The sequence below is a fragment of the Ornithinimicrobium sp. genome, assembly GCF_051004135.1.
Taxonomy (GTDB): Bacteria; Actinomycetota; Actinomycetes; order Actinomycetales; family Dermatophilaceae; genus Ornithinicoccus.
This window is the reverse complement of the sequence record NZ_JBPCKQ010000215.1, coordinates 1-22,789: the sequence shown is the minus strand read 5'-3', so window position 1 is coordinate 22,789 and position 22,789 is coordinate 1. Positions and strand designations below refer to the sequence as shown.

The window sequence follows — 22,789 nt, the reverse complement described above, 5'->3', positions numbered from 1 at the left end:
GCCGTCGCCTCGGGTGGCGGCGGTGTCGTCGTTCGGCTTCTTCACTGCCGGCGCGCTGCTGCCGCTGCTGCCCTCCCTGTTCGTCCCCTCTCCGCTTCTCTTCTCTCTTCTCCTCTCTTTTCTTTTTTTTTTTTTCTCCTTTTTGTTTGTTTTGTTTGTCTCTCCCCCCCCCCCCCCCCCCCCCCCCCGCCACCGACGCCAGGAACTGGTGCGATCTTAGGCTCAGCCGCCCTGGACCATGCCGAGGGACTCCTCGATGTTGGTGCGCAGGTCCTGCGAGATGGGCGCGGAGCCGGCTGCCTCGGCAGCAGCCTGCTGACCCTCCTCGGAAGACGCGTAGCCCACGAAGTCCTTGACCATATCGGCCACGTTGGCGTCACCGTACTGCTTGCAGACGATGTGGTAGGAAACCAGCACGATCGGGTAGGCCCCCGACTCGGTCGTGTCACGCGCCAGGTCCAGGGCCAGGTCGCCCTCGACGCCGGTGTCGGCGCGCTCGGACTTGTCGACCACCTTGGCCGCGGCCTCGGCGGAGTACTCGACGAACTCCTCACCCACCCCGATCAACGCGGTCGACAGGCTGCCCACAGCGGACGCGTCGGCATACCCGATGGCGCCCTCCGTGGAGCCGACAACCTCGATGACCCCGGTGGTCTGCGCGGCGGCCTCGCCACCACTGACCGGCCACGCCTTGTCGGCCTCGTAGCTCCACGAGTCCGGGGCCGCTGCGGACAGGTACTCCATGAAGTTCTCGGTCGTGCCGGACTCGTCCGAGCGGTTGACCACCGTGATGTCCGTGTCCGGCAGCTCTGCGTCGGGGTTGTCCGCTGCGATGGCCTCGTCGCTCCAGCTCGTGATCTGCTGGTCCATGATCTGGGCCAGCACGTCGGGCTTGAGGTTGAGGGTGTCCACCCCCGGCAGGTTGTAGGGGATGGCCACCGGGGAGATGTAGACCGGGAGGTTGATCGCCCCCCCGTCGCCGCAGGTCTCCTTGACCGCCTCCGCCTCCTCCTCGTCGAGGTAGGCGTCGGAACCGGCGAAGTCGACGGCGCCGGAGATGATGTTCTCCCGGCCACCGCCGGAGCCGATGGCGTCATAGAGCACCGTCACACCGGGCTGGACCTCCTGGTAGCCGGCGATCCACGCGGTCACCGCGGAGTTCTGAGCGCTGGAGCCCGCTCCGTCGAGCTGTCCGGACAGCTCCATGTCGGAGCCGCCGCCCGCCGAGGCCGCCTCACTGGACTCCGAGCCTCCCTCGGCGGCGGGCTCCTGCTCGGCCCCGGGGGTGTCGTCGCCGCAGGCGGCCAGGGTCAACGACGCCGCCATGGCCAGCGCGGCGGTGGTCTTCAAGCGGTGCAGCTTCACGGGTGTTCCTCTTTCGCGTGGAGTCTTGATGCAGGAGTGCGCCGCACAGGGGCGCCGTGTCGGTCGCTGGCGTCCTTGCCAACCGCTGGGAACGCTAGGGACGACACATGACCCTGGTGGTGGCTGGTGGTGAACGAAGGGTGAACGAGGCCTGAATGTCCGACGGTCGAACGGTCCTGGCACCGAGGTGCCTGCGGGAACAACACCGCGGGACGGCTCGTTGAAACCTTTCGCGTGCCGGATCGCGGAAGCCCCGGGCTCCACAATTCGCCGCTACGAGCGGCCACGCGCCGTGAGGCGCTCCCGGTCCGGCACGCACTTCCCCCGCCCGCGCCGAGACGAGTCGGCGATCGGCATACCCCGCGCGACACTCAGTGCAGGTCGCCCTGGCGCCACAGCCGGGCGCAGGCCTGCAGGTCATCGGCAGTGCCGCGCATCCGGGCCGCTTGGCGGACCCGCTCGCCGGGTATGTCGTCGCCGCCGGGCTGGGTCAGTCCCACCGCCATCACCTGGCAGAACGCCGCCGCCCGCTCCAGCGCCACCCCGAGGTCGCCCTCGAAGACACCGGCCAGGATCTGGCGGGTCAGCGCGCACAGGTCCTGCGGACTCGGCGGCTCGGCGACCCCGGCGATCACCCGGTAGACCTCCGCGTGTCCGGCGCCGTCCGTGAACGCCCGCCCCACCTCCTCGGGCTGCCGTTGCACCCACTGGTCGAGCAGATAGAGCCGCCACAGCGCACCGGGCAGCGAGCGGGCAGGCCGTCGCGACCACAGCTCGGCCACCACGGACAACCCCACCTCATCGACCAGCCCGATCAGTCGCCGGGTCAGCTCGGGATCGGCCCCGGCCCGCCCGCGCCCCACGACGGCCTCCGCCGTGCGGTAGGCCGCCTCGGCGCTCTCCCACGGATCGGGTTGCCGACCCTGCAGCTCCAGGGCCCCGGGGTCGGTCAGCGCCGGCTTGTGGTGTCTCACCAGAAAAAGAGTACGCCGGGATGTATCAGGCGGCAGGGAGGCGACTCCTGCACTCCGAGACACCACGGGTGCACAGGGGCCCCGTCGGAGTCCGCGGGTCGTGCGGCCGCTCTGATGCGCAGGGGGCATCAGAGCGGCCGCACGGCCGAGCTCCTCAGGACGGCTCGGGGCCGAGCACGACCACGTCGTGGCCGCCCAGGCGCACCGTGTTGCTGTCGCCGTCGCCCTCGTGGCCGCCCTCCACATCGTGGTCCTGCCCCCACCGGGCGAGGGTATGCCGAGCGCTCACCTCGCCCGGCAGCTGCACCTGCTGCTCGTCCACGCCGAGGTTGGCCACCACGGTCACCTCGCCGCGGCGCAGCATCAGGGTCTGCGCCGCCACGTCGTGGTGCAGCACGGTCTCCCCCAACGGCGTGTCGCGCAGCGCGGGCTGCTCCCGGCGCAGCCGCAGCAGGTCGCAGTGCCAGCCCAGCATCCGGGCGTGCTCGCCCTCGTGCACCTCCGCCCAGTGCAGCGTCGAGGCGGTCACCGTGTCCGGGGACTGCGGGTCGGGCACGTCCTGGGACCAGCCGTGCTCGGCGAACTCCCGGGCCCGGCCCTCCCGGATCGACTCGGCCAGCCAGTCCTGCTCGTGGTCGGTGAAGTACTGCCACGGCGTGCTCGCGGCCCACTCCTCGCCCATGAACAACATCGGCGTGTAGGGCGAGGTCAACAGCAGGGCGGCGCCGATGGCGGCCATCCCGGGGGAGACCAGGTGGGCCACGCGCTCCCCCACGGCCCGGTTGCCGATCTGGTCGTGGGTCTGCAGGGCGGCCACGAAGCGCCACCCAGGCGTCACGTCCGGGTCGACCTCGCGACCGTGCGCCCGCCCGCGGAAGGTCGAGTAGGTGCCGTCGTGCAGGAACGGCGTGCTGCTGAGCACCTTGTCCAGCGCCGCGGGGTCGGCGAAGTCGGCGTAGTAGCCCTGGGTCTCCCCGGTGACGACCACGTGCAGGGCGTGGTGCACGTCGTCGGCCCACTGCCCGTGCAGTCCCAGCCCGCCGCTGCCGCCAGGTCGTCGCGGGGACACCGTGCCCGGGTCGTTGCGGTCCGACTCGGCCACCAGGGTGCGCAGCACCCCGGTCTGCTCGGCGATCTCGTCGGCCAGCGCCGCCATCTGCTCGAGCACGTGCACGGCCCGGCGGTCGTGCAGCTCGTGCACCGCGTCGAGCCGCAGACCGTCCAGGTGCAGCTCGTCGAGCCACAGCCGCACGTTGTCGCAGATCCAGGCACGGACCTCGTCGCTGCCGGCTGCGTCGAGGTTGACCGCCTCACCCCACGGCGTGTGGTGCTGGTCGGTGAAGTAGGGGCCGAGCTCGGACAGGTAGTTGCCGTCCGGACCGAGGTGGTTGTAGACCACGTCGAGCCAGACCGCGAGGCCGCTGCCGTGCGCGGCGTCGACGAACCGATGCAGACCACCGATTCCTCCGTAGACCTCGTGCACGGCATACAGGCACACCCCGTCGTAGCCCCAGCCGGCCTGACCGGGGAAGGCCGCCAGCGGCAGCAGCTCGATGACGGTGACGCCGAGGTCGACCAGGTGGTCCAGGTGCTCGATCGCCGCGTCGAGCGTGCCGTCGGGGGTGAAGGTGCCCACGTGCAGCTCGTAGACCACGGCGTCGGGCAGCTCCACTCCGGCCCAGTCCTGATCGGTCCAGGTGAAGTCGGTCTCGACCAGCGCGGAGGCCGCATGCACGCCGTCGGGCTGGCTCAGCGACCGGGGATCGGGGCGGGCCATGCCGCCGTCGACCGCGAAGGCGTAGCGACCATCACCGGGGTCGGTCTCCAGCCGCCACCACCCATCGTCACCTCGCTCCATCGGGTATGCCGTGGGCTCGCCGGTCCCGATGTGGACCTCCACCTGCCGCGCCTCGGGCGCCCAGACCGCATACTCGTGCTCGTTGCTGCTCATCGTCCGGCTTCCTCTCTGACCAGCAGGGCCACCGGGGCATCGGCGAAGGCCTCGGCGAGCAGCAGACCGGACTCCTCCACCTGCACCCGGCGCCCGGTCAGCTCATCGACCCAGCTGCCCGGTGGCAGATCGACCCGGTGCTCCCCGGAGCCGTCCACCTCGTCCACCTCGTTCACCTCCAGCGAGTGCGGCGCGCGCACCGCCAGTGCGGCGACCCGCCCACCGCGCAGGTGCCCCAGCAGGTGCGGTCCCGCCTCCAAGGACTCGTAGGACGCGTCCGGACCGAGCGCCTCCGGCAGCCGCAGCCGCAGCCGCAGCACCCGCGTGGTGATCAGCAGCTTCTCCTCCGACAGGTCGCGGGGGGCCCGGCCGTCGTCGAGCCGGCTGAGCGCGGAGCGCCGGGCTGCGTAGTCGACCGGCCGTCGGTTGTCCGGGTCGACCAGCGACAGGTCGACGAGCTCGGTGCCCTGGTAGGTGTCCGGCACCCCGGGAAGGGTGAGCTGCAGCAGCTTCTGGCCGAGCACGACGGCGCGGATCGCGCGCTCGCTGCCGGCCACCGCCTCCTTGATCGCGTCGTGCAGCTCGCCGCTGTGCTGCGCCTGCTCGCCGATCTGCTTGACCCGGTCCTCGTAGTCGGTCTCCGGCTCCGTCCAGGTCGTGTGCCACTTGGCCTCGCGCAGGGCCTTGGTGAGGTAGGCGTCGAGGCGCTCGGAGCCGATCTCTCCTGCGCCGACCACCGTCTGCATCACCAGGTGCCCGGTCGGGGCGTCCACGCCGTGCTCGATGGCCTCGGCCACCGCGGCCCGGGTCGCCCGGTCCCAGGCCACGGCGTCGCCGGAGACGGCCAACACTCTTGCCCGGACGTCCTCGGACCGCTTGGTGTCATGTGTGCTGAGCGTCGTCATCCCCCGCGGCCAGTGCTCGGCCTGGTGCCGCGCCCACGCGGCCAGCGGCTCGGCCGACGGCGTGCTGCCCTGGGAGGGGTGGCCGCCGACCTCGTTGAGCGCGACCATCCGGTGCCACCGGTAGAGCGCCGTGTCCTCGATGCCCTTGGCCATGACCGGGCCGGTGGTCTGCTGGAAGCGGACCGCCAGGTCGTATGCCGCGGCCGGGTCCGTGCTGCCGGCGTCCGGATCGCCCAGGATGCGGCCCAGCGACGTGATCGTCTCCGCGGTGTCCGGGGCCGCCTCCACGGCGCGCTCGATGGCCTCGTGCAGCCGCTGCCGGGAGGCCTGCGCCGGCACCTCGCCGGGACGCAGGTAGGCCCGGTAGACGTCGACGGCGACCAACAGCTCGGTCAGCGCCACGCGCAGCTCGTCCTCGTCGGTGTCGGGCAGCACCCGGGTCGCCAGGCGCAGCAGCCGGGACACCTCTGGCACGAGCAGCTCCTCCACCGCCTCCCGCTTGGCGAGCTCGGCCACGTCGTCGACCCACGGGGTCCCGCCCGCCCACGCCCAGGACCGGCCCACCTCCTCGGCGCTGGCCGGGTCGATCAACGCGATGGTCAGCACCGCGTTGGCGTCGTAGCCGGTGGTGCCAGCGCAGGCCCAGTCGGTGGGCAGCGTCTCCCCGCGCTCCAGGATCTTCTCCACCCAGACCGGGGTGCCCGGGCGCAGGTGGTCGGCCAGGGTGTCCAGGTATGCCGCGGGGTCGGCGAGCCCGTCCGGGTGGTCGATGCGCAGACCGTCGATGACCCCGGCGTGGTGCAGGTCGAGGATGGTGCGGTGGGTCGCCTCGAAGACGTCGGGCTCCTCCACCCGGACGCCGATCAGCCCGTCGACCTCGAAGAACCGGCGGTAGTTGAGGAACTCCCCACCCTCGCGCCAGCAGGCCGGCAGGTAGTGCTGGCGCTGCACGACCGTGGCGACGTCGTCGCCCTCCCGCCAGGTGCCGGGCGCCACGGGCCACACGTGGTCGTAGTAGCGGATCACGGGTTGCCCTGCGGCGGGTCCCTCGTCACCACGGCCGGTGTCCAGGCTCAGCGCTCCCCCCGCGAGCACCCGGTTGAGGGTGTCGCCGAGCACGGGCAGCCCGATGCGGCCGTCCAGAGCGTCCCAGTCGACGTCGAACCAGTGCGCCCGGGCGGCGGTCTGCCCGTCGCGCAGCATCTCCCAGACGGGGACGTTGTGCCACAACGGCGCGACGAGGGCCATGTGGTTGGGCACGATGTCGACCACGATGCCCAGACCGTGCGCACGGCATACCGAGGAGAGCTCCACCAGTCCGGCCCGGCCGCCGAGCTCGGCACTGACCCGGCTGTGGTCCACCACGTCGTAGCCGTGCTGCGAGCCGGGGACGGCGGTCAGCACCGGCGACAGGTAGACGTGGCTCACCCCGAGGTCGGCCAGGTAGGGCACGACCCGTGCCGCGTCGGCGAAGGTGAAGCCGGCGTGCAGCTGCAGCCGGTAGGTCGCGCTGAGCGGGCGGGGATCAGGGGTGTCACTCACCGGCTCATTGTGTCAAGGAGTGCCGGTCCACGTCACGGAGCACTGTGAGCGGGCTCACGAAGCAGGTTCTGCGGCGACACGAGTCGGGATCGGCGTGGATCCGAACTATCCTCGGTGGGTGATGAGTCGGACGGAACGGACCCAGGCGCTGCACCAGCTGGCCGCTAAGCGCATCCTGGTGCTCGACGGAGCCTGGGGCTCGATGCTGCAGCAGGTGGAGCTGACCGAGGACGACTTCCACCGATCCGAGTGGGACTGGGCGACCGATCGGCGGCTCCGCGGGGACTTCGATCTGCTGCAGCTGACCCGCCCCGGCGTCATCGCCGACGTGCACCGCGCCTACCTGGGCGCGGGTGCCGACATCACCAGCACCAACACCTTCTCCGGCACGACGATCGCGCAGGCCGACTACGGTTGCGAGCACCTGGTGCCCGAGATCAACCAGGCGGCAGCCCGGATCGCCCGCGAGGTCGCCGACGAGTTCGAGGCTGCCGACGGCCGGCCGCGCTTCGTGGCCGGCGCCATCGGTCCGACCAACCGCACCGCCTCGATGTCACCGGACGTGGAGCGGCCGGAGTACCGCGCCGTCACCTATGCCGACCTGCGCGAGGCGTATGCCGTGCAGGCCCGCGGTCTGCTCGAGGGTGGGGCCGACATCCTGCTGGTCGAGACGGTCTTCGACACCCTCAACGCCAAGGCCGCGCTGCACGCCGTGAGCGACGTGCAGCGCGAGCGCTCACCGGAGCACGAGCCGGTGCCGGTGATGCTGTCGGGCACCATCACCGACGCGTCGGGGCGCACCCTGTCCGGGCAGACCCCCGAGGCCTTCACCATCTCCACCGAGCACGCCGACCTGTGGAGCATCGGGCTCAACTGCGCGCTGGGCCCGGAGGCGATGCGCCCGCACCTGCGCGAGATCGCCGGCGCCAGCGACGCCCTGGTCTCGGTGCACCCCAACGCCGGGCTGCCCAACGCGTTCGGCGGCTACGACGAGACGCCCGAGCAGATGGCAGCCACGCTGCGTGACTTCGCGAGCGAGGGACTGCTCAATGTGGTCGGCGGGTGCTGCGGCACGACGCCCGAGCACATCACCGCCATCGCCGACGCCGTGCGCGACCTGGCTCCACGGGCCGCCGGTGAGCGGCCGGCATACCTGCAGCTGAGCGGGTTGGAGCGGTTCACGCTGACCGACCAGACCAACTTCGTCAACGTCGGCGAGCGCACCAACATCACCGGGTCGCCGAAGTTCAAGAAGGTGCTCACCGAGGGCGACTGGGACGGCTGCGTGCAGATCGCCCGGCAGCAGGTCGACGCCGGAGCGCAGCTGATCGACGTCAACGTCGACGAGGGCATGATCGAGGGCCCCGAGACGATGACCCACCTGCTCAACCTGTTGGCCGCCGAGCCGGACGTGGCGCGGGTGCCGGTGATGGTCGACTCCTCCCGCTGGGAGGTGCTCGAGGCGGGGCTGGCCTGTCTGCAGGGCAAGGGCGTGGTCAACTCCCTGTCGCTGAAGGACGGCGAGGAGACCTTCCTGCACCGCGCCCGCGTCGTGCGCGACCACGGTGCGGCGATGGTGGTGATGGCCTTCGACGAGGACGGACAGGCCGACAACCTGGAGCGGCGCAAGCAGGTGTGCGAGCGGGCCTACCGGCTGCTGACGGGGATCGGTGTGCCCGGGCACGACATCATCTTCGACCCCAACGTGCTGACCGTGGCCACGGGGATGAGCGAGCACGACCGCTACGCCCTCGACTTCGTCGAGGCCACCGCCTGGATCAAGGCCAACCTCCCGGGGGCGCTGGTCAGTGGCGGCATCTCCAACGTGTCGTTCAGCTTCCGCGGCAACAACGTGGTGCGCGAGGCGATGCACACCGTCTTCCTTTACCACGCGATCCGCGCCGGTCTTGACATGGGCATCGTCAACGCCGGCATGCTCGGGGTCTACGAGGACATCGAGCCGGCGCTGCTCGAGGCGGTCGAGGACGTCGTCCTGGCTCGCCGCCCCGATGCCACCGACCGGCTGATCGACCTGGCCGAGTCCTACAAGGGGGTCAAGCGGGAGACCACGGCACAGGCACGGGCTTGGCGGGAGGCGCCGGTCGCGGACCGGCTGCGGCACGCGCTGGTGCAGGGGATCAGCGACTACGTCGTCGACGACGCCGAGGAGGCCTACCAGGAGATGGGCTCGGCCCTGCCGGTCATCGAGGGTCCGCTGATGGACGGCATGGACGTCGTCGGCGACCTGTTCGGCAGCGGCAAGATGTTCTTGCCGCAGGTGGTGAAGTCGGCCCGGGTGATGAAGAAGGCCGTGGCCCACCTGACCCCTTACATGGAGGCCCTCGCCGCGGAGTCGGGGGGCGGGCACAGCAAGGGCAAGGTGCTGATGGCCACGGTCAAGGGCGACGTGCACGACATCGGCAAGAACATCGTCGGCGTGGTCCTGGCCTGCAACGGCTACGACGTGCGCGACCTCGGCGTGATGGTGCCCGCCGAGCGGATCCTGGACACCGCCAAGGAGTGGGGTGCTGACATTGTGGGAGTGTCCGGGCTGATCACGCCCAGCCTGGACGAGATGGTCTCCCTCGCTGCCGAGATGAGCCGGCGCGGACTGCATACCCCGTTGTTGATCGGTGGGGCCACGACGAGCACGGCGCACACGGCGGTCAAGATCGACCCGGCCTACCACGGCACCGTCGTGCACGTCATCGACGCCAGCCGGGCGGTCGGGGTGGTCGCCGATGCGATCAGCCGCGAGAGTGCGCTCGCCGAGCGGGTCGCGGGGCAGTACGACGAGCTGCGCGAGCGGCACGGCAGCCGGGCGGTGAGCCTGGTCGGCCTGGCTGCGGCCCGGTCCGACGGCCGCGCCGTGGCCGGTGCCGGTGCTCCGGCCCCGGCCCGCCCCGGTCGGCACGTCCTGCGGCCCGACCTCGCGCAGCTGGCCGAGATCATCGACTGGACGCCGTTCTTCACCGCGTGGGAGCTGCGCGGCAGCTATCCGGGGATCCTGGACGACGACAAGGTCGGGGAGCAGGCCCGGCAGCTGTTCGACGAGGGCCGCGAGATCCTCGACCGGATCGTGGCCGAAGGGTTGTTCGAGGCTCGGGGGGTCGTGGCGCTGTGGCCGGCTCGGCGGGACGGCGACGACATCATCGTGGACGCGCCAGCGACCGATGTGCGCGCCGACGCGCCCGGCGCAGGTGCGGGTGGCGCGCACAACGGTCACCGGGTGCTGCACACCCTGCGCCAGCAGAAGGAGCGCAAGTCCGGCGGGTATGCCGCACTGGCCGACTTCGTGGCACCCGCCGACGACCACGTCGGCGGCTTCGCGGTCTCCGTCCACGGTGCCGACGAGCTGGCCGGGCACTACCGCGCCGAGAACGACGACTACACGGCGATCATGGTGCAGGTGCTGGCCGACCGACTCGCCGAGGCGTTCGCCGAGTGGCTGCACCGGGAGGTCCGCACCGACCTGTGGGGGTATGCGGCCGGCGAGGCCCTCCCGATCCGCGACCTGATCAAGGAGCGCTACGACGGCATCCGCCCCGCCCCCGGCTACCCCGCTCAGCCGGACCACACCGAGAAGCAGACGCTCTTCGACCTGCTCGGCACCGACGAGATCGGGATGGGGCTGACCGAGTCGTATGCGATGACGCCGGGCTCTGCCGTGTCCGGGCTCTACCTCGCGCACCCCGACACGCGCTACTTCGCGCTGGGCAAAATCGGCCGCGACCAGGTGGCGGACTACGCCGAGCGCAAGGGCTGGACCATGGAGGTCGCCGAGCAGTGGCTCGGACCCAACCTGGCCTACACCCCGGACCCCGTCCGGGCATGACCGACGCCGCCCCCGTCTCTCGCATCTCGGTCGAGCTGGTCCCCCGCAGCGTGCACTCGGTGCAGGCCGACGTGGCCGCCGTGGACCAGCACCTCCCGCACGTCGACACCATCAACGTGCCGGACCTGACCAAGTTCTCGCTGCGCAGCTGGGACGCCTGCGCGTTGGCCCGGCAGGTGCCCCGCTCGGGGGGGCAGGCGGCATACGAGGCGATCCCGCACCTGCGCTCCCAGGACCTCAACCCCGACACCGCGCTGCCCATGGCGCGGGCGCTGGAGGAGTCCGGGATCCAGGAGGTGCTGATCGTCACCGGCGACGTGCCCAACAACTTCTCCGGCGCGACCTACGACGTCGACGCCGTCGACGCGATTCGGCGACTGCGGGCGGACCTGCCGCACCTGAGCGTCTATGCCGGTCTCGACCCCTACCGGCACTCCCTCATCGAGGAGGCGGAGTATGCCGAGCGCAAGCTGGAGGCGGGGGCTGGCGGCTTCTTCACCCAGCCGTTCTTCGACATGTCGCTGATGCACGCCTGGGGCGGACTGCTCCCCACCGACGTGCCGGTCTGGTGGGGCGCGACCACGGTGACCTCCCCCGGCTCGCACAACTACTGGCGGCGGCGCAACCGGGCGGTCTTCCCCGCCGGCTTCGAGACCACCCTGGACTGGCACCGTGACTTCGCCCGGCGCGCGGTGGCCTTCGCCCGCGAGCGCGGCCAGCACATCTATCTGATGCCGGTGGCGGTCGACGTGCGCTCCTATCTGGAGGGGATCGTCTGAGCGGCGAACGGCCAGGGGGTCGCATCCCACCGTGGGGGTACGCCGTGCTCGCGGGCTACCTGCTCGGGCTGGCGGTGCTCGTGCTCTGGCCGGAGGGGGATACCGTCACACGGGGCAACCTGCTGGTCACTCGCGCCTTCCTGCGCCTGGGGGCGCCCGAATGGATGTCGCCGGAGTTCTGGCAGCTGGTCAACAACGTCCTGGTGTGCGTGCCCGCGGGCGCGCTGGCCATGGTGCTGTGGCCCCGCTCCCGCGGCTGGTGGTGGGTGCTCCTGGCGGGCACCCTCAGTCTCGGTGTCGAGCTCGTGCAGTGGCGTTACCTGCCGGCCCGCACTCCCTCGGTGCTGGACGTGCTGGCCAACACCACGGGGGCCGGACTGGGCGTCATCCTCGGGCTGCACCTGCGTCGAATCCGCACCCCGCGCCCCCGCCGCTGATCCTGGGCACCGCGGTCGCCTTGCCTCAGAGCCCGGAGCCCTCGAAGCTCTCCGTCGTGGTGTCGTCGGGGAGGTAGACCAGGCAGAGCACCCGCCGGTCGCCGGCGTCCCAGGACTCCTGCGTGGGGCTGAGGTCATAGATCTCCAGGGACGAGTCGGCATACCCCGTCCCGATGAACTCCTCGAACCCGCTGAGGCACTCCTCCTCGAGGGCGTCCTGGAACTCCTGGTCGCTCGGGTAGTCGCCCTCCGGCATCTGGAAGCTCACGGCCAACTGACCGTCGTGCTCTTGAGTGCAGTCGACGGTGGGGATCTCGGTCACCTCCTCCTCCTGCAGGGTCGCCATGTCGACGCAGTCGCCGACCTCGGCGCTCGGAGCCGGGTCCAGCAGACCGCAACCAGCGGCGGAGAGCACCGCAGCGACCAGCGCAGCGGGCACGAACGGACGCGACAGCATCTGGGCTCCTCGGATCGGGTGAGCACAATGTAGCCGGGCAGGTCAGCCCCTGCTCATCTGCGCTCCCCGGAGTCACCCGTCGGCGGGGATGAGGTCCTCCCGGCCGAACATCGCTGCGGTGGCGCGAGGGCTCGGGGTGCCCTGATCGGGATCGGCGCCCGCGGCGAGCAGCACCCGGACCACATCGTCCTCGCCCTTGAATACCGCCCCGGCCAGCGGCGACTGGCCGCGGTCGTTGAGTCGGTCGACGTCCGCTCCTGATGCAGCGAGCGCCCGGACCGTCTCGGCATGGCCGTGATAGGCGGCCAGCATGATCAGCGTGTTGCCCTGGGCGTCGGTCAGGTCGACCGGCACACCGCGCGCGACGTATGCCGAGAGTCGAATCGCGTCGCCCTGCCTGGCGAAGTCGAAGCAGGCGTGCGCGACGTCGAGGAGCTGGTCCGGTGGCTGGTCGTCCATGGCCAGCAAGCATGACCGATCCCTGACCGGAGCCGCATCCCGCCCTCTTGTGGGCACCGACTGGGCCCCTGTGTAGTCAACCTTATGGTTAACTATCCCGCGGGGTTCGCCGCGTTGGGTGACCCGACCCGGACCCAGATCGTCGGTCTGCTCACCCAGGGCGACCGCACGGTCTCCGAGCTCGCCGATCAGTTCCCGATCAGTCTGCAGGGCACCATGAAGCACGGGGGTGTGCTGGAGGGGGCCGGCCTGGTCAGCCGCAGCAAGTCGGGGCGGACCGTGACCGTGCGGTTGGACCGTGCGCAGATCGCCGCGGCGGAGACCTGGCTGCACCGGACCCGCACCTTCTGGACCCACCAGCTCGACAACCTGGCCCACAGCTTCGAGGAGCGGTCATGACCCAGCAGCTCGTCGTCCCCCAGCACTGCCCCGGCCCTGGTCGGCGAGGTCTTTGCCGCCTGGTCCGATGCCGCAGGATGGTCGCGGTGGTGGTGGCCGCACTGGGAGAACACCCGCTACGAGGTCGACTTCCGCGAGGGAGGTCACTACCGCGTCGAGTCCCCTAGCGGCGGCGTGGGGGTCCTCGGCACGTTCACCAGGATCGATGAACCGCACTCGATCGAGATGACCTGGGTGTGGCTCGACGAGCCAGGCGAGCAGGCGCCCACGGGGCCCGAGGAGACCGTGCGTGTCGACTTCACGGCTCAGGACGGCACCCTGGTCACGGTCACCCATCGGGTCGCCGGTGCCCCGGCGGCGGACGGCTACCGCGAGGGCTGGACCTTCGTCCTGGGCAACCTGGCCGCGACCCTTGCTGTCGACCTCCCCCACCCGCAGCAGGCGCACCTCGATCGTCTGCACGGCCCCGTCGCTCGGGTGGACGTCACGATCGACGCTCCTCCCGGGGCGCTGTATGCAGCCTGGCTCGACCCAACCCAGCTGGCCGGCTGGTGGTGGCCGCAGTGGCCGGACACGACATACGAGGTCGACGCTCAGGTGGGCGGCCGGTTCCGGTTCCGGTCCGGGACCGCCGGATTCGGAGCCCATGGGACCTACCTTGACCTCGATGATCCGGCGGCCCTTGTCATGATGTGGATATGGGAGACCGGCGAGCGAGACTCCCCGGAAGACCTGGTCACCGTCACCTTCACTGACGTCAGCGGCCCGGGCACCGAGGGGCTGGTCACCTACCTGGTCCTCGAGCATCAGATGGCCACTCCGACCGAGAACTTCCGGCAAGTGGAGCGAAGCTGGAGCGCTCTCATCGGCCGACTCACCCGCTGGGTCGCCGAGGCCACCTCCACGAGAGTGTGAGCCGGGGGCACCCAGTGGGCGTGCGGACGCGCCCGCGGCTCAGAGTCTGTGCATGGCGGTGGCCAGCAGCACCGGCTCGCCCACCTCGTCGGACGCGTCCAGGTCGGCGCTCGCCTCGATGACCCAGTCCCGGTCGCCGGCGGGGTCGAGCAGGGTCTGTCGGACACGCCATACCCGGTCCTCCCGTTCGATCGCGAGCAGGGCCGGTCCGCGCGCGTCGGGGCCCAGCTCGATCTCGTCATGCTCGTCGTAGTAGGCGGCCAGCGCGTCGTCCCAGTCCTGCTCGCCCATGACCACCTCGCGCGGTGGGTCGGTCAGCGCGGCGACCGACGCCTCCAGCATCGCCAGGGTGCGCCACTCGTCGCGCGCGGCCAGCTCCACCCGGCGCCACATCGCATTGCGGACCATCACCCGGAAGGCCCGCTCGTTGCCGGTGACCGGGCGGGCTGGGGCGATCGGCGCTCCCGCGGCGGCCCGGGCGGCTGCTGCCGCCACGGCCTCGGGGTCGGTCAGCGCCTCCCACTCCTCCAGCAGCGAGGAGTCGGTCTGCCGGATGGTCTCGCCGAGCCAGTGCACCAGGTCGTCCAGGTCCTCGGTGCGGTGACTCTCCGGCACGGTCTGGCGCAACGTGCGGTAGGCGTCGGTGAGGTAGCGCAGCACGACCCCCTCGGAGCGAGCCAGGCCGTAGAACGCGACGTACTCGCCGAAGCTCATCGCCCGCTCCCACATGTCGCGCACCACCGACTTGGGGCTGAGCGCGTCCTCGCTGACCCACGGGTGGGTCTGCCGGTAGACCTCCAAGGACCCTTCGAGCAGCTCGGCCAGGGGCTGGGGCCACTCGATCTCGTCGAGCACCGCCATCCGCTCGTCATACTCCATCCCGTCGGCCTTCATCTCGGCGACAGCCTCGCCCTTGGCCTTGGACCGCTGGGCGAACAGCACCTGCCGCGGGTTGTCGAGCACCGACTCGATCACCGAGACCACGTCCAGCGGGTATGCCGGGTCGGCGCGGTCGAGCAGGTCCAGGGCCGCGAGGGCAAAGGGCGCAAGGGGCTGGTTGAGTGCGAAGTTGTCCTGCACCGCCGCGTCCATGACGACCCCGCGCCCGGAGGTCTCCGGCGCGGGGAGCCGCTGCAGCACCCCGGAGTCGAGCAGCGACCGGGACAGCGCGATCGCGCGCAGCGCCAGTCGGGACTGCTGGCGGGGCTCGTCGTGGTTGTCGCGGGCCAGCCGACGCAGGTGCTTGAACGGGTCGCCCTGCCGTGCGACCACGTTGAGGATCGTGGAGTGGTCGATGCGCATCCGGGACTGCAGCGCCTCGGGCTGCCCGCCGACCAGCTTGTCGTAGGTCTCCTCCGTCCACGACACCTGACCCTCCGGGGCCTTCTTGCGCTGCACCTTGCGCAGCTTCTTGGGGTCGTCGCCCGCTTTGGCCAGCGCCCGCGCGTTGTCGATGACGTGCTCGGGGGCCTGCACCACGACATACCCGCTGGTGTCGTAGCCAGCCCGACCGGCCCGGCCCGCGATCTGCTGGAACTCGCGCACCTTGAGCACCCGCTGCCGGGAGCCGTCGAACTTGGCCAGCCCGGTGAACAGCACCGTGCGGATCGGGACGTTGATGCCGACACCGAGGGTGTCGGTGCCGCAGATGACCTTGAGCAGGCCGTCCTGGGCGAGCTGCTCGACCAAGCGGCGGTAGCGCGGCAGCATGCCGGCGTGGTGCACCCCGATGCCGTTGCGCACGAGCGTGGACAAGGTCTTGCCGAAGCCCGCGGTGAACCGGAAGGCGCCGATGCGCTCGGCGATGGCGTCCTTGTCGGCGCGGCTCGCGATCCGCAGCGACATCAGCGACTGCGCGCGCTCGAGGGCGTCCTTCTGGGTGAAGTGGACGATGTAGACCGGCGCCTGATGGGTTTCGAGCAGCTCGGTGATGGTCTCGGTGATCGGGGTCATCGCCCAGGAGAAGCTCAGCGGCACGGGGCGCACGGCGTCGTCCACGACCGCGGTGTCCCGGCCGGTGCGCAGGGTCAGGTCGTCGACGAACGGGGTGACGTCGCCGAGTGTCGCCGACATCAGCAGGAACTGGGTCTGGGGCAGCTCCAGCAGCGGCACCTGCCAGGCCCAGCCGCGGTCGGACTCGGAGTAGAAGTGGAACTCGTCCATGATCACCAGGCCGACGTCGGCGCCCTCGCCCTCACGCAGCGCGATGTTGGCCAGGATCTCGGCGGTGCAGCAGATGATCGGGGCGTCGGCGTTGACCGAGGCGTCGCCGGTGACCATGCCGACGTTGTCGGCGCCGAAGATGCGGCACAGAGCGAAGAACTTCTCGCTGACCAGGGCCTTGATCGGCGCGGTGTAGAAGCTCACACGGAGGGCTCCACCCCCCGTGTGCCCCCCAACCCCAGCCAAAGCGAGAAAATGCGCGGCCGTGGCGACCAGGCTCTTGCCGGAGCCGGTCGGGGTGGACAGGATCACGTTGGACCCGCCGAGCAGCTCGATGATCGCCTCGTCCTGGTGCGGATACAGCGTCGTCCCCTGCTCGGTCGCCCACGCGCTGAACACGTCGTAGAGCCGGTCGGGGTCGGGCGGTCCGTCGGGGACGAGGGCGTCGAGGGTGGGCATCACGCCTATCATCCCGTATGCCGTGCGCTGGTCGTTCGGTTGTCGCGGGACCTGGTCAGAGGGCCAGCTTCTGCATACTGACAGTGCATCAGTTATGCATGCATGGTGGCGGCATGGTGACGCTCACGGTGCGATCGGTTCCAGACGAGACGCGAGCCGCGCTTGCCGAGATGGCGCAGGCTCGAGGCCAGTCGCTGCAGGCCTACCTGCTGGCAACCTTGGAGCGGGAGGCTCGGTTTCGAGACAACCTGCGCCTCATCAGCGAGATCCGCGCCGACCTGTCGGCCGGAGGTGGTGCCGGACCCGATGCACCTGACGCGGCCGACGTGATCCGTCGGGAGCGAAAGCGCGCAGACCCCCGATGATCGTGGTCGATGCCTCGGTGCTGACCAACCTGCTCGTCTACGCCGGCGCGCGCGGAGACGGGGCGCGTGCCGTGCTGGGTCGGGATCCGGCGTGGACGGCTCCTGAGCACTGGAAGGCCGAGGTGTTCTCGGCGATTCGCAGACTGGTGGTCGGACGAAAGGTGGACCTTGACACAGCCGGGGGCGCCATCCGGCGCGTTCCCCACATTGGGGTCGAGAGTGTGGCGCTCGACCCGCTGGTGTCTCGGATGTGGGAGTTGCGCGACAACCTCACGGGGCATGGCGCCGTCTACGTCGTGCTCGCGGAGGCCCGGGCGCTGACGCTGGTCACTGCGGACCGATGGCTTGCGGCTGCGGCGGTGAGCCGCTGTCGGGTCGAGCTGGTCGGCACCACAGGGGGGCTGCCGTGAGGGATCAGCCTCCCGTTCGCGATGGGCCGGTCGATCACGGTCGGGACGCTGGCGTCAATGACCAGCACGGTCGGATCGCAGCATGGTCACCGCGCTCGCCATGGTCGCCGAACCTCCGGCACGGGATCCGGCGCGGTCGAGGACCTCATCCAGCGTCGGCTGACCGGCCTCCTCCACCAACCGCGACCTGAGGTACTCCTGCAGTGACTGGTGTGCCGCCGCCGCTCGCTGTCTCAAGACCGCATGGGTCCGCTCGGGCACGTCCTTGATCTGGATGCTCGGCATGGCGCCCTTCTGGCGCCGTGAGCACCAGGTCACAAGCAAACGAGAGATCGTCGCGCCCCTGGACCAGGATGCCTGACTCGTGCCGGCCTGAGCAGGGCCAGCACGGCTGGCTCAGAAGGGTGGGGGTGTGTGATCGGGTGTGGGGGGTGGGGTGGGGTTGATGAGCTCGTCTGGGTCGGGTTGTCCGGGTGGGGGTCCGGGCCGGCGCCGGCCGTCGACGTGGTGGAACAGGGTCAGCGGGCGCTCGTGGCCGTAGCGCCAGGCGGCCTCGTCGTCGTCGATGGCTTCGAGCCATTGGTCCATGCCGGCCCGGGTGGACAGGGCGGCGTAGATCAGCTGGTTGCGGGTGTCTGGGTCGGTGGTGCTGGTCGGGTCGACCCATCCCTCTGGCCTGTCTGGGGCTGCGCGGTCTTGTGCGTTGTTGCTGTCCGGCGTGCTGCCGTCGGGCGCGTTGCTCGGGGGAACGTTGCTGTCTGGTCCGGGGGTGCCGAGGGGCTTGTCGTACTGGTTGTAGTCGTGGGGTCGGGTGGTGTACATCCGCCCGAACAGGGTCCGCCAGGTCACCTGCCGGGTGGTGTTCATGACCGTGGCCCAGAACTTCGCGGTCTTGACCTGGTGGTGCGGTCGGGCTTGTTGACTAGGTTGGGTTCGGCGGTGGGCCCGCCCTCGTCGTACTCGCGTTCGTGGTCCAGGTCGCACCGGCGGGCCGGGACCAGGCAACCGGGGGCCCGGCAGAACACGTCGGCCGCGCGCAGCTGGGTGATCATCGCTTGGTCGGGACGGTAGGCGGCGATGGTCCGTTCGAGCAGTCGCCCGTCGGCGGGGTCGGTCAGCAACCGGTGCAACGTGCTGCCCGGGGTCAGGACCAGCTCACGGGCGTGCTCACCGGTCAGGAACCCGTACCCCACGATCTCGGCGACCCCACCGGGACGGCATCGCCGAGGGCGACCTTGTTGCGGGTGGTCTTGTTGCGGGTGGTCTTGTTGCGGGTCGGTGTGACGCGACGGCGGGTCGGTGTGACGCGACGGCGGGTCGGTGTGACGCGACGGCGGGTCGGCATCGGCCTCGTCCCCCGAGTCGGCACGCGGGTCTGGATCCGCGTGCCGACCACTCTCGGCGTCACCGTTGCTGGCGCGCCCGGGATCGTCACCGGAGTCGGTGCTCCGGTCTTGCGCGGTGGTGTCGGTGTCGCCGGCCGGGTCGGGGGTCAGGAAGGACGCGGGGATGATGACCTCGACGTGGGTGGCGGGTTGCCCGGTGATGATCCGGTGGATGTCCTCGGGGGTCTCGATCAACGGCTCCGCGGTGAACACCGATCCCGCGGCGTTGCCCGTCGTCCTTCCCGCCCCGCCGCCGGCCCCCGGTGTTGGGGTGCCGGCACCCGTGGTGCTCGTGGTGCCAGCCGCGGTGAACGCCGACCCGGCCGCGGGCCGGTTGGACTGCCCGCGGCACCGGCGCAGCCACCAGCGCAAGCGCCGGTGGGGGTGCCGGGCAGCGGCAGGATCCCGTGGACCAGCAACGCGAAGCCGGTGTCGGAGCGGATCTGGCCCAGGGAGCGTTGGTCGCCGGCGGCTTTGGCGGCCCGGGCGATGGTCTCGATCCGCTCGACCGCTCCGGCCACACTGGTGGTGGACCCGGTCAAGATGACCTCACCGGTGCCCTGGTCCCCGATCCTGGCCTGCACATCCCGCCGGGACATCGCGGCACGGCGCTTGGCCCGGGCGTCGGCCGCGTCAGCGGACTCGGCGCGGACGGCCTCCCGCTCCAACCGGCGGGAGAACTCGGGCCAGGACTCACACCGCTGGTCCTGGCCCCGGGCCTGGCCGTGGTCGTCGGGGCTCTCGGTGTCGTCTGCCTCGGTGTCGGGGTTCTCGGGGTCGGTGTTGCCAGGGGTCTCGGCCCGGTCCTCGGGTGTGGGGTGGGCCAGCAGCGGCCCGAACACCGCCTGGTCCACCTCCCCGGCCGCCGTGGCCTCGAACGTGCGGCAGCGCTGCCAGAACGCGGACACCGCGCGCCAGTTGGTCTTCCCCGCCTGCAAGGCCGCCGTGGAAGCGGCCACCGAGGCCGGTGGAGCCAACGCGAACCCCACGATGACGTGCGCGGCCTGAATCCCGTGCCCGGTCAGCACCGACAGCTCCTGGGCGACCAACGCCTTGGTCCGCCCGCGCCACTTCTCCCGCTTCGTCGGACACATCTCGGCCGGGTCGCACAGACCCCTACGGGCGAGCAGCTCGGCCCCGGCCCGGTCCGCCAGGGTGCGCGCAGTGTCGATCAACGCACCCTCGGCGAATCCCTGCAGCACCCTGGCCCCGTGCGCCGCAGCCAGCACCGCGTCATCATCAATGGCCGTCGCCGGTGCCACCCGGGCCGTCGCGGACTCACCGGCAGCGCCGCCCTGGTGCGCGGCCGCGGACGTCACCACCGCCAGCACCGCATCGGCAACCCCCGACGGAAGGCCCAACCCGTTCAGGCCCTGCGACACCTGGTCCAGCGCGACCTGCTGCGGGGAGCGGGTGACGAACGCGATGAGCTGCTCGCTGGTCCACTCCGAGGCGTCGAAGCCGACGGTCACGTCACAAAGACCCGGCGTCCCCGTGCCCGCCACGCCCTCCTCGTTCATCACCGACACGTTCACCACCACCTTCGCCAGCGTCGATCACCCGAATCAGTCGAGCAACCTCGATACTCAAGATCATAGTACATGTGTTCGACAAATCCAGGGCTCCACACGCCCCTGTGGACGACCCACCGAACCCACCTGGGATGTGGACAAACAGGTCGAGACGCCCGACGAGCTAGGACTTCCCACGCTTGGTCGAGGGACGGGGTGGACGTGGCAGCGCTCCGCCGGACAGGTCGAGGATGCGACCCGCCGCAGTGACGATGCGATTGACATCGATGAACGGCAGCGCAAGCCCTCTGCCGACGTACTCATGCAGGTGGTGCGGCATCTGCACCGACGGGTCCATGCGGAGGCACACCAGATAGGCCACGGACTCCGCCTCGGTCTCCACCGTCTCCTCGGACAGCCGCCGACGATCGGGCCATCGACGGTCGTCGTGTGTGCCGACGTGGCCGCAGTAGAGATGCCCGAGCTCGTGGCCCAGGGTCGTGAACTGCTCGGTGGGGCTCAGCCGCCCGTTGATGATGCTGACGTAGTGCACCGGAACCCCTCCCACTCGCGACGTGAACGCTTGCGCACGAGCACGGCTTGTGTCTCGCCCGTGCTGGCCGCTTGGATCCGTCCAGCAGCCTGAGAACCCTGAGGCGCCACCTCCACCCGGACCGAGTCGGCCTTGGACGTGTGGATGAGGTGGCGCAGCCGCTCACCCACCCCTCCGATGTCCGGCATCCGGAAGGGATGCTCGATGAGAGCAGGGAGGGGCACCGAGTCCGGTCGCTCCTGCGTCTGCGAGACATCGAAGACGAACATGACCGGGCCGAAGGGACGTAGGACCACGATCGGCTGCGAGCCCGGTCTGATCCCCCGTCGGTATGTCGATTCCCACACTTGAGGAGATAGGACGTAGCGGGCGCCCGGCACTTGGAGCTGGGCCAGCATCGCGCTGTAGGGGCTGTACTGGTGGAAACCGGCAATACCCCGCAGCATCTCCGCATAGTCGGCGCCCGAGCCGTAGTCCAGTGCCTGCCGCAGCAGGTAGTCGATGGATGCGCGCGCCTCCGAGACCTCGCCACCCTCCTCGGGACCGTGCTCGAAGTCGAGCTCGAGCTGACCTCCCCACTCACCGGGCAGCGTGCCGTCGGCCATCACGCGGCTCCGCGCTCGGCGGAGTACCTCGGAGCCATCGACTCCATCTGCTCGATCACCAGCCGGATCGCCTCGGGCTGCTTGTCCGGCGGATAGCGGTGCTTGACCAGCAGGCGCTTGATCGAGGAGCGCAGCTTGGCCCGCACGTCGTCGCGCACCGTCCAGTCGGTCTTGATATCGCGTCGCATCACCTCCAACAGCTCGCGCGCTATCTGGGCCAGCACGTCCTCGCCCTGGATCTGCGAACGCCGCCGCTCCCAGTGCTGCACGATGTCGGCCGCCAGCGCCGCCAGCCGCGCCGGTGCGCCATACACCGCGTTGATCACGGCCACGCTCTGCTCGATCCGCTCCCGCTCGGCCAGGTCGATCCAGACGGACCTGGCCCCGGAGGCCGATGGTCGCCGGGACGGCAGCGCGGCCTGACCGGGTGTCCAGGCTCAAGCCAGGGCCGAGGTCACGTCCGTGTGGCCGAAGTCGTCACCCTTGAAGAGCAGCGGCTCCCGGGTCTCGACGGCCAGGGCGTAGCTGAAGCAGTCACCGAAGTTGAGACCGGCCTGGTGTCCACTGCCCTTGCCGTAGTCCCGGTACGCCTGGCGGGCGATCCGCGCCTGCGCGGCGGTCACGTCGGCGATCTCGACGGCGAGGTCAACCAAGACCTCGTCCAACCGTCGGGACAGTGCCGGGTCCCCGAGCCGGTCGACCACGATGGCAGTCTCCAGATAGCTCGCCGCGGACATCCGCGGCGAGTCTTCCTCGAGCATCCGGTCCACCATCTGCTGCGTCTGCGGCTCGGCCTTGAGAATGGCCACCACGGCAGAGGTGTCGATGATCATGTGGGGAGTCCGGCCCCATCATACAGGTCATCCGCGGCGAGGTCGACGTTCGCCCTCGCGACCCTCGCCTGCATATCTGCCACCGTGGCTTGCACCCGCTCCCGACGTGCGGCTTCCCCCTCCTGGCGATCCAGCTCCTCGATCAGGCGCGACAGCGCCAGCTCGATCGCGGACGTCTGGGTCCGGCCGGTCCGCCGCGCGACGTCCCTGGCCAGCGTGTGCACCCGCTCGTTCTTGATATTGAGGCCCATGGGTAGAACTGTACTGCTTTGTATACCACGTCTACCGTATTGCGCTGACCAGCCAGCTGCCGCTGGTGCCCGTTGCTGCGAGGAAAACGTGAAGGAGCTCGGCAACTTCCCTCGCAAAGCGTGCGGGAGGGCGGCAACTTCCCTAGCGAACGCGGATGACGGTCATACCGGCGGCGGGGCTTGCGGGGGCCACCAACGCCAGAATCATACCGGACCCCCCCCAAACGACAAACCAG

At 70.5% G+C, this 22,789-nt stretch carries 22 protein-coding genes and 1 pseudogene; 7 read left to right on the top strand and 16 right to left on the bottom strand.

Annotated elements, in window-relative coordinates:
- Positions 1-222: 222 nt before the first annotated feature.
- The 4 genes from pstS to treY all read right to left on the bottom strand — a co-directional run bounded on the left by pstS (position 223) and on the right by treY (position 6,737).
- Positions 223-1,365, bottom strand: coding sequence for a phosphate ABC transporter substrate-binding protein PstS (gene pstS, locus ACR2FV_RS15555; protein ID WP_434016611.1), 1,143 nt, complete (start codon positions 1,363-1,365; stop codon positions 223-225).
- 371 nt (positions 1,366-1,736) lie between these two features.
- Entirely contained in the window at positions 1,737-2,339 is a 603-nt protein-coding gene (locus tag ACR2FV_RS15550; protein ID WP_434016610.1) for a hypothetical protein, read from the bottom strand.
- A 154-nt stretch (positions 2,340-2,493) separates the two neighbouring features.
- Positions 2,494-4,290, bottom strand: coding sequence for a malto-oligosyltrehalose trehalohydrolase (gene treZ / locus ACR2FV_RS15545; protein ID WP_434016609.1), 1,797 nt, complete (start codon positions 4,288-4,290; stop codon positions 2,494-2,496).
- On the bottom strand, positions 4,287-6,737 hold the full coding sequence (treY, locus tag ACR2FV_RS15540) for a malto-oligosyltrehalose synthase (protein ID WP_434016608.1): 2,451 nt from the start codon (positions 6,735-6,737) through the stop codon (positions 4,287-4,289). The genes treZ and treY overlap by 4 nt, the downstream gene beginning before the upstream one ends.
- A gap of 121 nt (positions 6,738-6,858) precedes the next feature.
- On the opposite strand from treY, the gene metH reads away from it, so the two are divergent.
- From metH to ACR2FV_RS15525, 3 genes are read left to right on the top strand one after another with little or no spacing between them, the layout of a single operon-like run.
- Entirely contained in the window at positions 6,859-10,572 is a 3,714-nt protein-coding gene (gene metH, locus ACR2FV_RS15535; RefSeq protein WP_434016607.1) for a methionine synthase, read from the top strand.
- Positions 10,569-11,351, top strand: coding sequence for a methylenetetrahydrofolate reductase (locus tag ACR2FV_RS15530; protein ID WP_434016606.1), 783 nt, complete (start codon positions 10,569-10,571; stop codon positions 11,349-11,351). The genes metH and ACR2FV_RS15530 overlap by 4 nt, the downstream gene beginning before the upstream one ends.
- Before the next feature lie 44 nt (positions 11,352-11,395).
- Complete coding sequence (locus ACR2FV_RS15525; RefSeq protein WP_434016605.1) at positions 11,396-11,788, top strand: VanZ family protein; 393 nt, start codon at positions 11,396-11,398, stop codon at positions 11,786-11,788.
- A gap of 25 nt (positions 11,789-11,813) precedes the next feature.
- Here ACR2FV_RS15525 and ACR2FV_RS15520 read toward each other — a convergent pair whose 3' ends face one another.
- On the bottom strand, positions 11,814-12,245 hold the full coding sequence (locus ACR2FV_RS15520; protein WP_434016604.1) for a septum formation family protein: 432 nt from the start codon (positions 12,243-12,245) through the stop codon (positions 11,814-11,816).
- A 72-nt stretch (positions 12,246-12,317) separates the two neighbouring features.
- Entirely contained in the window at positions 12,318-12,704 is a 387-nt protein-coding gene (locus ACR2FV_RS15515) for an ankyrin repeat domain-containing protein (protein ID WP_434016603.1), read from the bottom strand.
- An 84-nt stretch (positions 12,705-12,788) separates the two neighbouring features.
- Here ACR2FV_RS15515 and ACR2FV_RS15510 point away from each other — a divergent pair, with 84 nt between their 5' ends.
- On the top strand, positions 12,789-13,103 hold the full coding sequence (locus ACR2FV_RS15510) for an ArsR/SmtB family transcription factor (RefSeq protein ID WP_434016602.1): 315 nt from the start codon (positions 12,789-12,791) through the stop codon (positions 13,101-13,103).
- Positions 13,104-13,139: 36 nt separating this feature from the next.
- Entirely contained in the window at positions 13,140-14,018 is an 879-nt protein-coding gene (locus ACR2FV_RS15505; protein ID WP_434016612.1) for an SRPBCC family protein, read from the top strand.
- 39 nt (positions 14,019-14,057) lie between these two features.
- Here ACR2FV_RS15505 and ACR2FV_RS15500 read toward each other — a convergent pair whose 3' ends face one another.
- Positions 14,058-16,640 (bottom strand): DEAD/DEAH box helicase, encoded by a 2,583-nt coding sequence (locus tag ACR2FV_RS15500; RefSeq protein WP_434016601.1) that lies wholly within the window; start codon positions 16,638-16,640, stop codon positions 14,058-14,060.
- 113 nt (positions 16,641-16,753) lie between these two features.
- Between ACR2FV_RS15500 and ACR2FV_RS15495 the strand changes: the two genes are divergently transcribed.
- Together ACR2FV_RS15495 and ACR2FV_RS15490 are read left to right on the top strand one after the other, a co-directional pair.
- The gene (locus tag ACR2FV_RS15495) at positions 16,754-17,005 is read left to right on the top strand and encodes a FitA-like ribbon-helix-helix domain-containing protein (RefSeq protein WP_434016600.1); all 252 of its coding nucleotides are present in this window, start codon (positions 16,754-16,756) and stop codon (positions 17,003-17,005) included.
- Entirely contained in the window at positions 17,002-17,415 is a 414-nt protein-coding gene (locus tag ACR2FV_RS15490; RefSeq protein ID WP_434016599.1) for a type II toxin-antitoxin system VapC family toxin, read from the top strand. The genes ACR2FV_RS15495 and ACR2FV_RS15490 overlap by 4 nt, the downstream gene beginning before the upstream one ends.
- Before the next feature lie 54 nt (positions 17,416-17,469).
- Here ACR2FV_RS15490 and ACR2FV_RS15485 read toward each other — a convergent pair whose 3' ends face one another.
- The 9 genes and pseudogenes from ACR2FV_RS15485 to ACR2FV_RS15445 form a co-directional block, all read right to left on the bottom strand.
- Positions 17,470-17,700, bottom strand: coding sequence for a FitA-like ribbon-helix-helix domain-containing protein (locus tag ACR2FV_RS15485; protein WP_434016598.1), 231 nt, complete (start codon positions 17,698-17,700; stop codon positions 17,470-17,472).
- Positions 17,701-17,811: 111 nt separating this feature from the next.
- On the bottom strand, positions 17,812-18,282 hold the full coding sequence (locus ACR2FV_RS15480) for a hypothetical protein (protein ID WP_434016597.1): 471 nt from the start codon (positions 18,280-18,282) through the stop codon (positions 17,812-17,814).
- Positions 18,279-18,995, bottom strand: coding sequence for a hypothetical protein (locus ACR2FV_RS15475; RefSeq protein WP_434016596.1), 717 nt, complete (start codon positions 18,993-18,995; stop codon positions 18,279-18,281). Before ACR2FV_RS15475 ends, ACR2FV_RS15480 begins: the two co-directional genes overlap by 4 nt.
- Positions 18,992-20,341, bottom strand: a complete 1,350-nt coding sequence (locus ACR2FV_RS15470) for a hypothetical protein (protein ID WP_434016595.1) — start codon at positions 20,339-20,341, stop codon at positions 18,992-18,994. The genes ACR2FV_RS15475 and ACR2FV_RS15470 overlap by 4 nt, the downstream gene beginning before the upstream one ends.
- A 154-nt stretch (positions 20,342-20,495) precedes the next feature.
- Positions 20,496-20,864, bottom strand: coding sequence for an ImmA/IrrE family metallo-endopeptidase (locus ACR2FV_RS15465; RefSeq protein ID WP_434016594.1), 369 nt, complete (start codon positions 20,862-20,864; stop codon positions 20,496-20,498).
- Positions 20,831-21,469 carry a hypothetical protein gene (locus ACR2FV_RS15460; RefSeq protein ID WP_434016593.1) on the bottom strand — a complete coding sequence of 213 codons (639 nt, stop codon included), beginning with the start codon at positions 21,467-21,469 and terminating at the stop codon, positions 20,831-20,833. Before ACR2FV_RS15460 ends, ACR2FV_RS15465 begins: the two co-directional genes overlap by 34 nt.
- Positions 21,469-21,843 (bottom strand): annotated as a pseudogene (locus ACR2FV_RS15455) (type I restriction enzyme endonuclease domain-containing protein); the annotation flags it as partial. The gene ACR2FV_RS15460 and the pseudogene ACR2FV_RS15455, both read right to left, overlap by 1 nt.
- A 63-nt stretch (positions 21,844-21,906) precedes the next feature.
- Entirely contained in the window at positions 21,907-22,302 is a 396-nt protein-coding gene (locus ACR2FV_RS15450) for a type II toxin-antitoxin system VapC family toxin (protein ID WP_434016592.1), read from the bottom strand.
- The gene (locus ACR2FV_RS15445; protein ID WP_434016591.1) at positions 22,299-22,553 is read right to left on the bottom strand and encodes a type II toxin-antitoxin system VapB family antitoxin; all 255 of its coding nucleotides are present in this window, start codon (positions 22,551-22,553) and stop codon (positions 22,299-22,301) included. Before ACR2FV_RS15445 ends, ACR2FV_RS15450 begins: the two co-directional genes overlap by 4 nt.
- Positions 22,554-22,789: the final 236 nt, after the last annotated feature.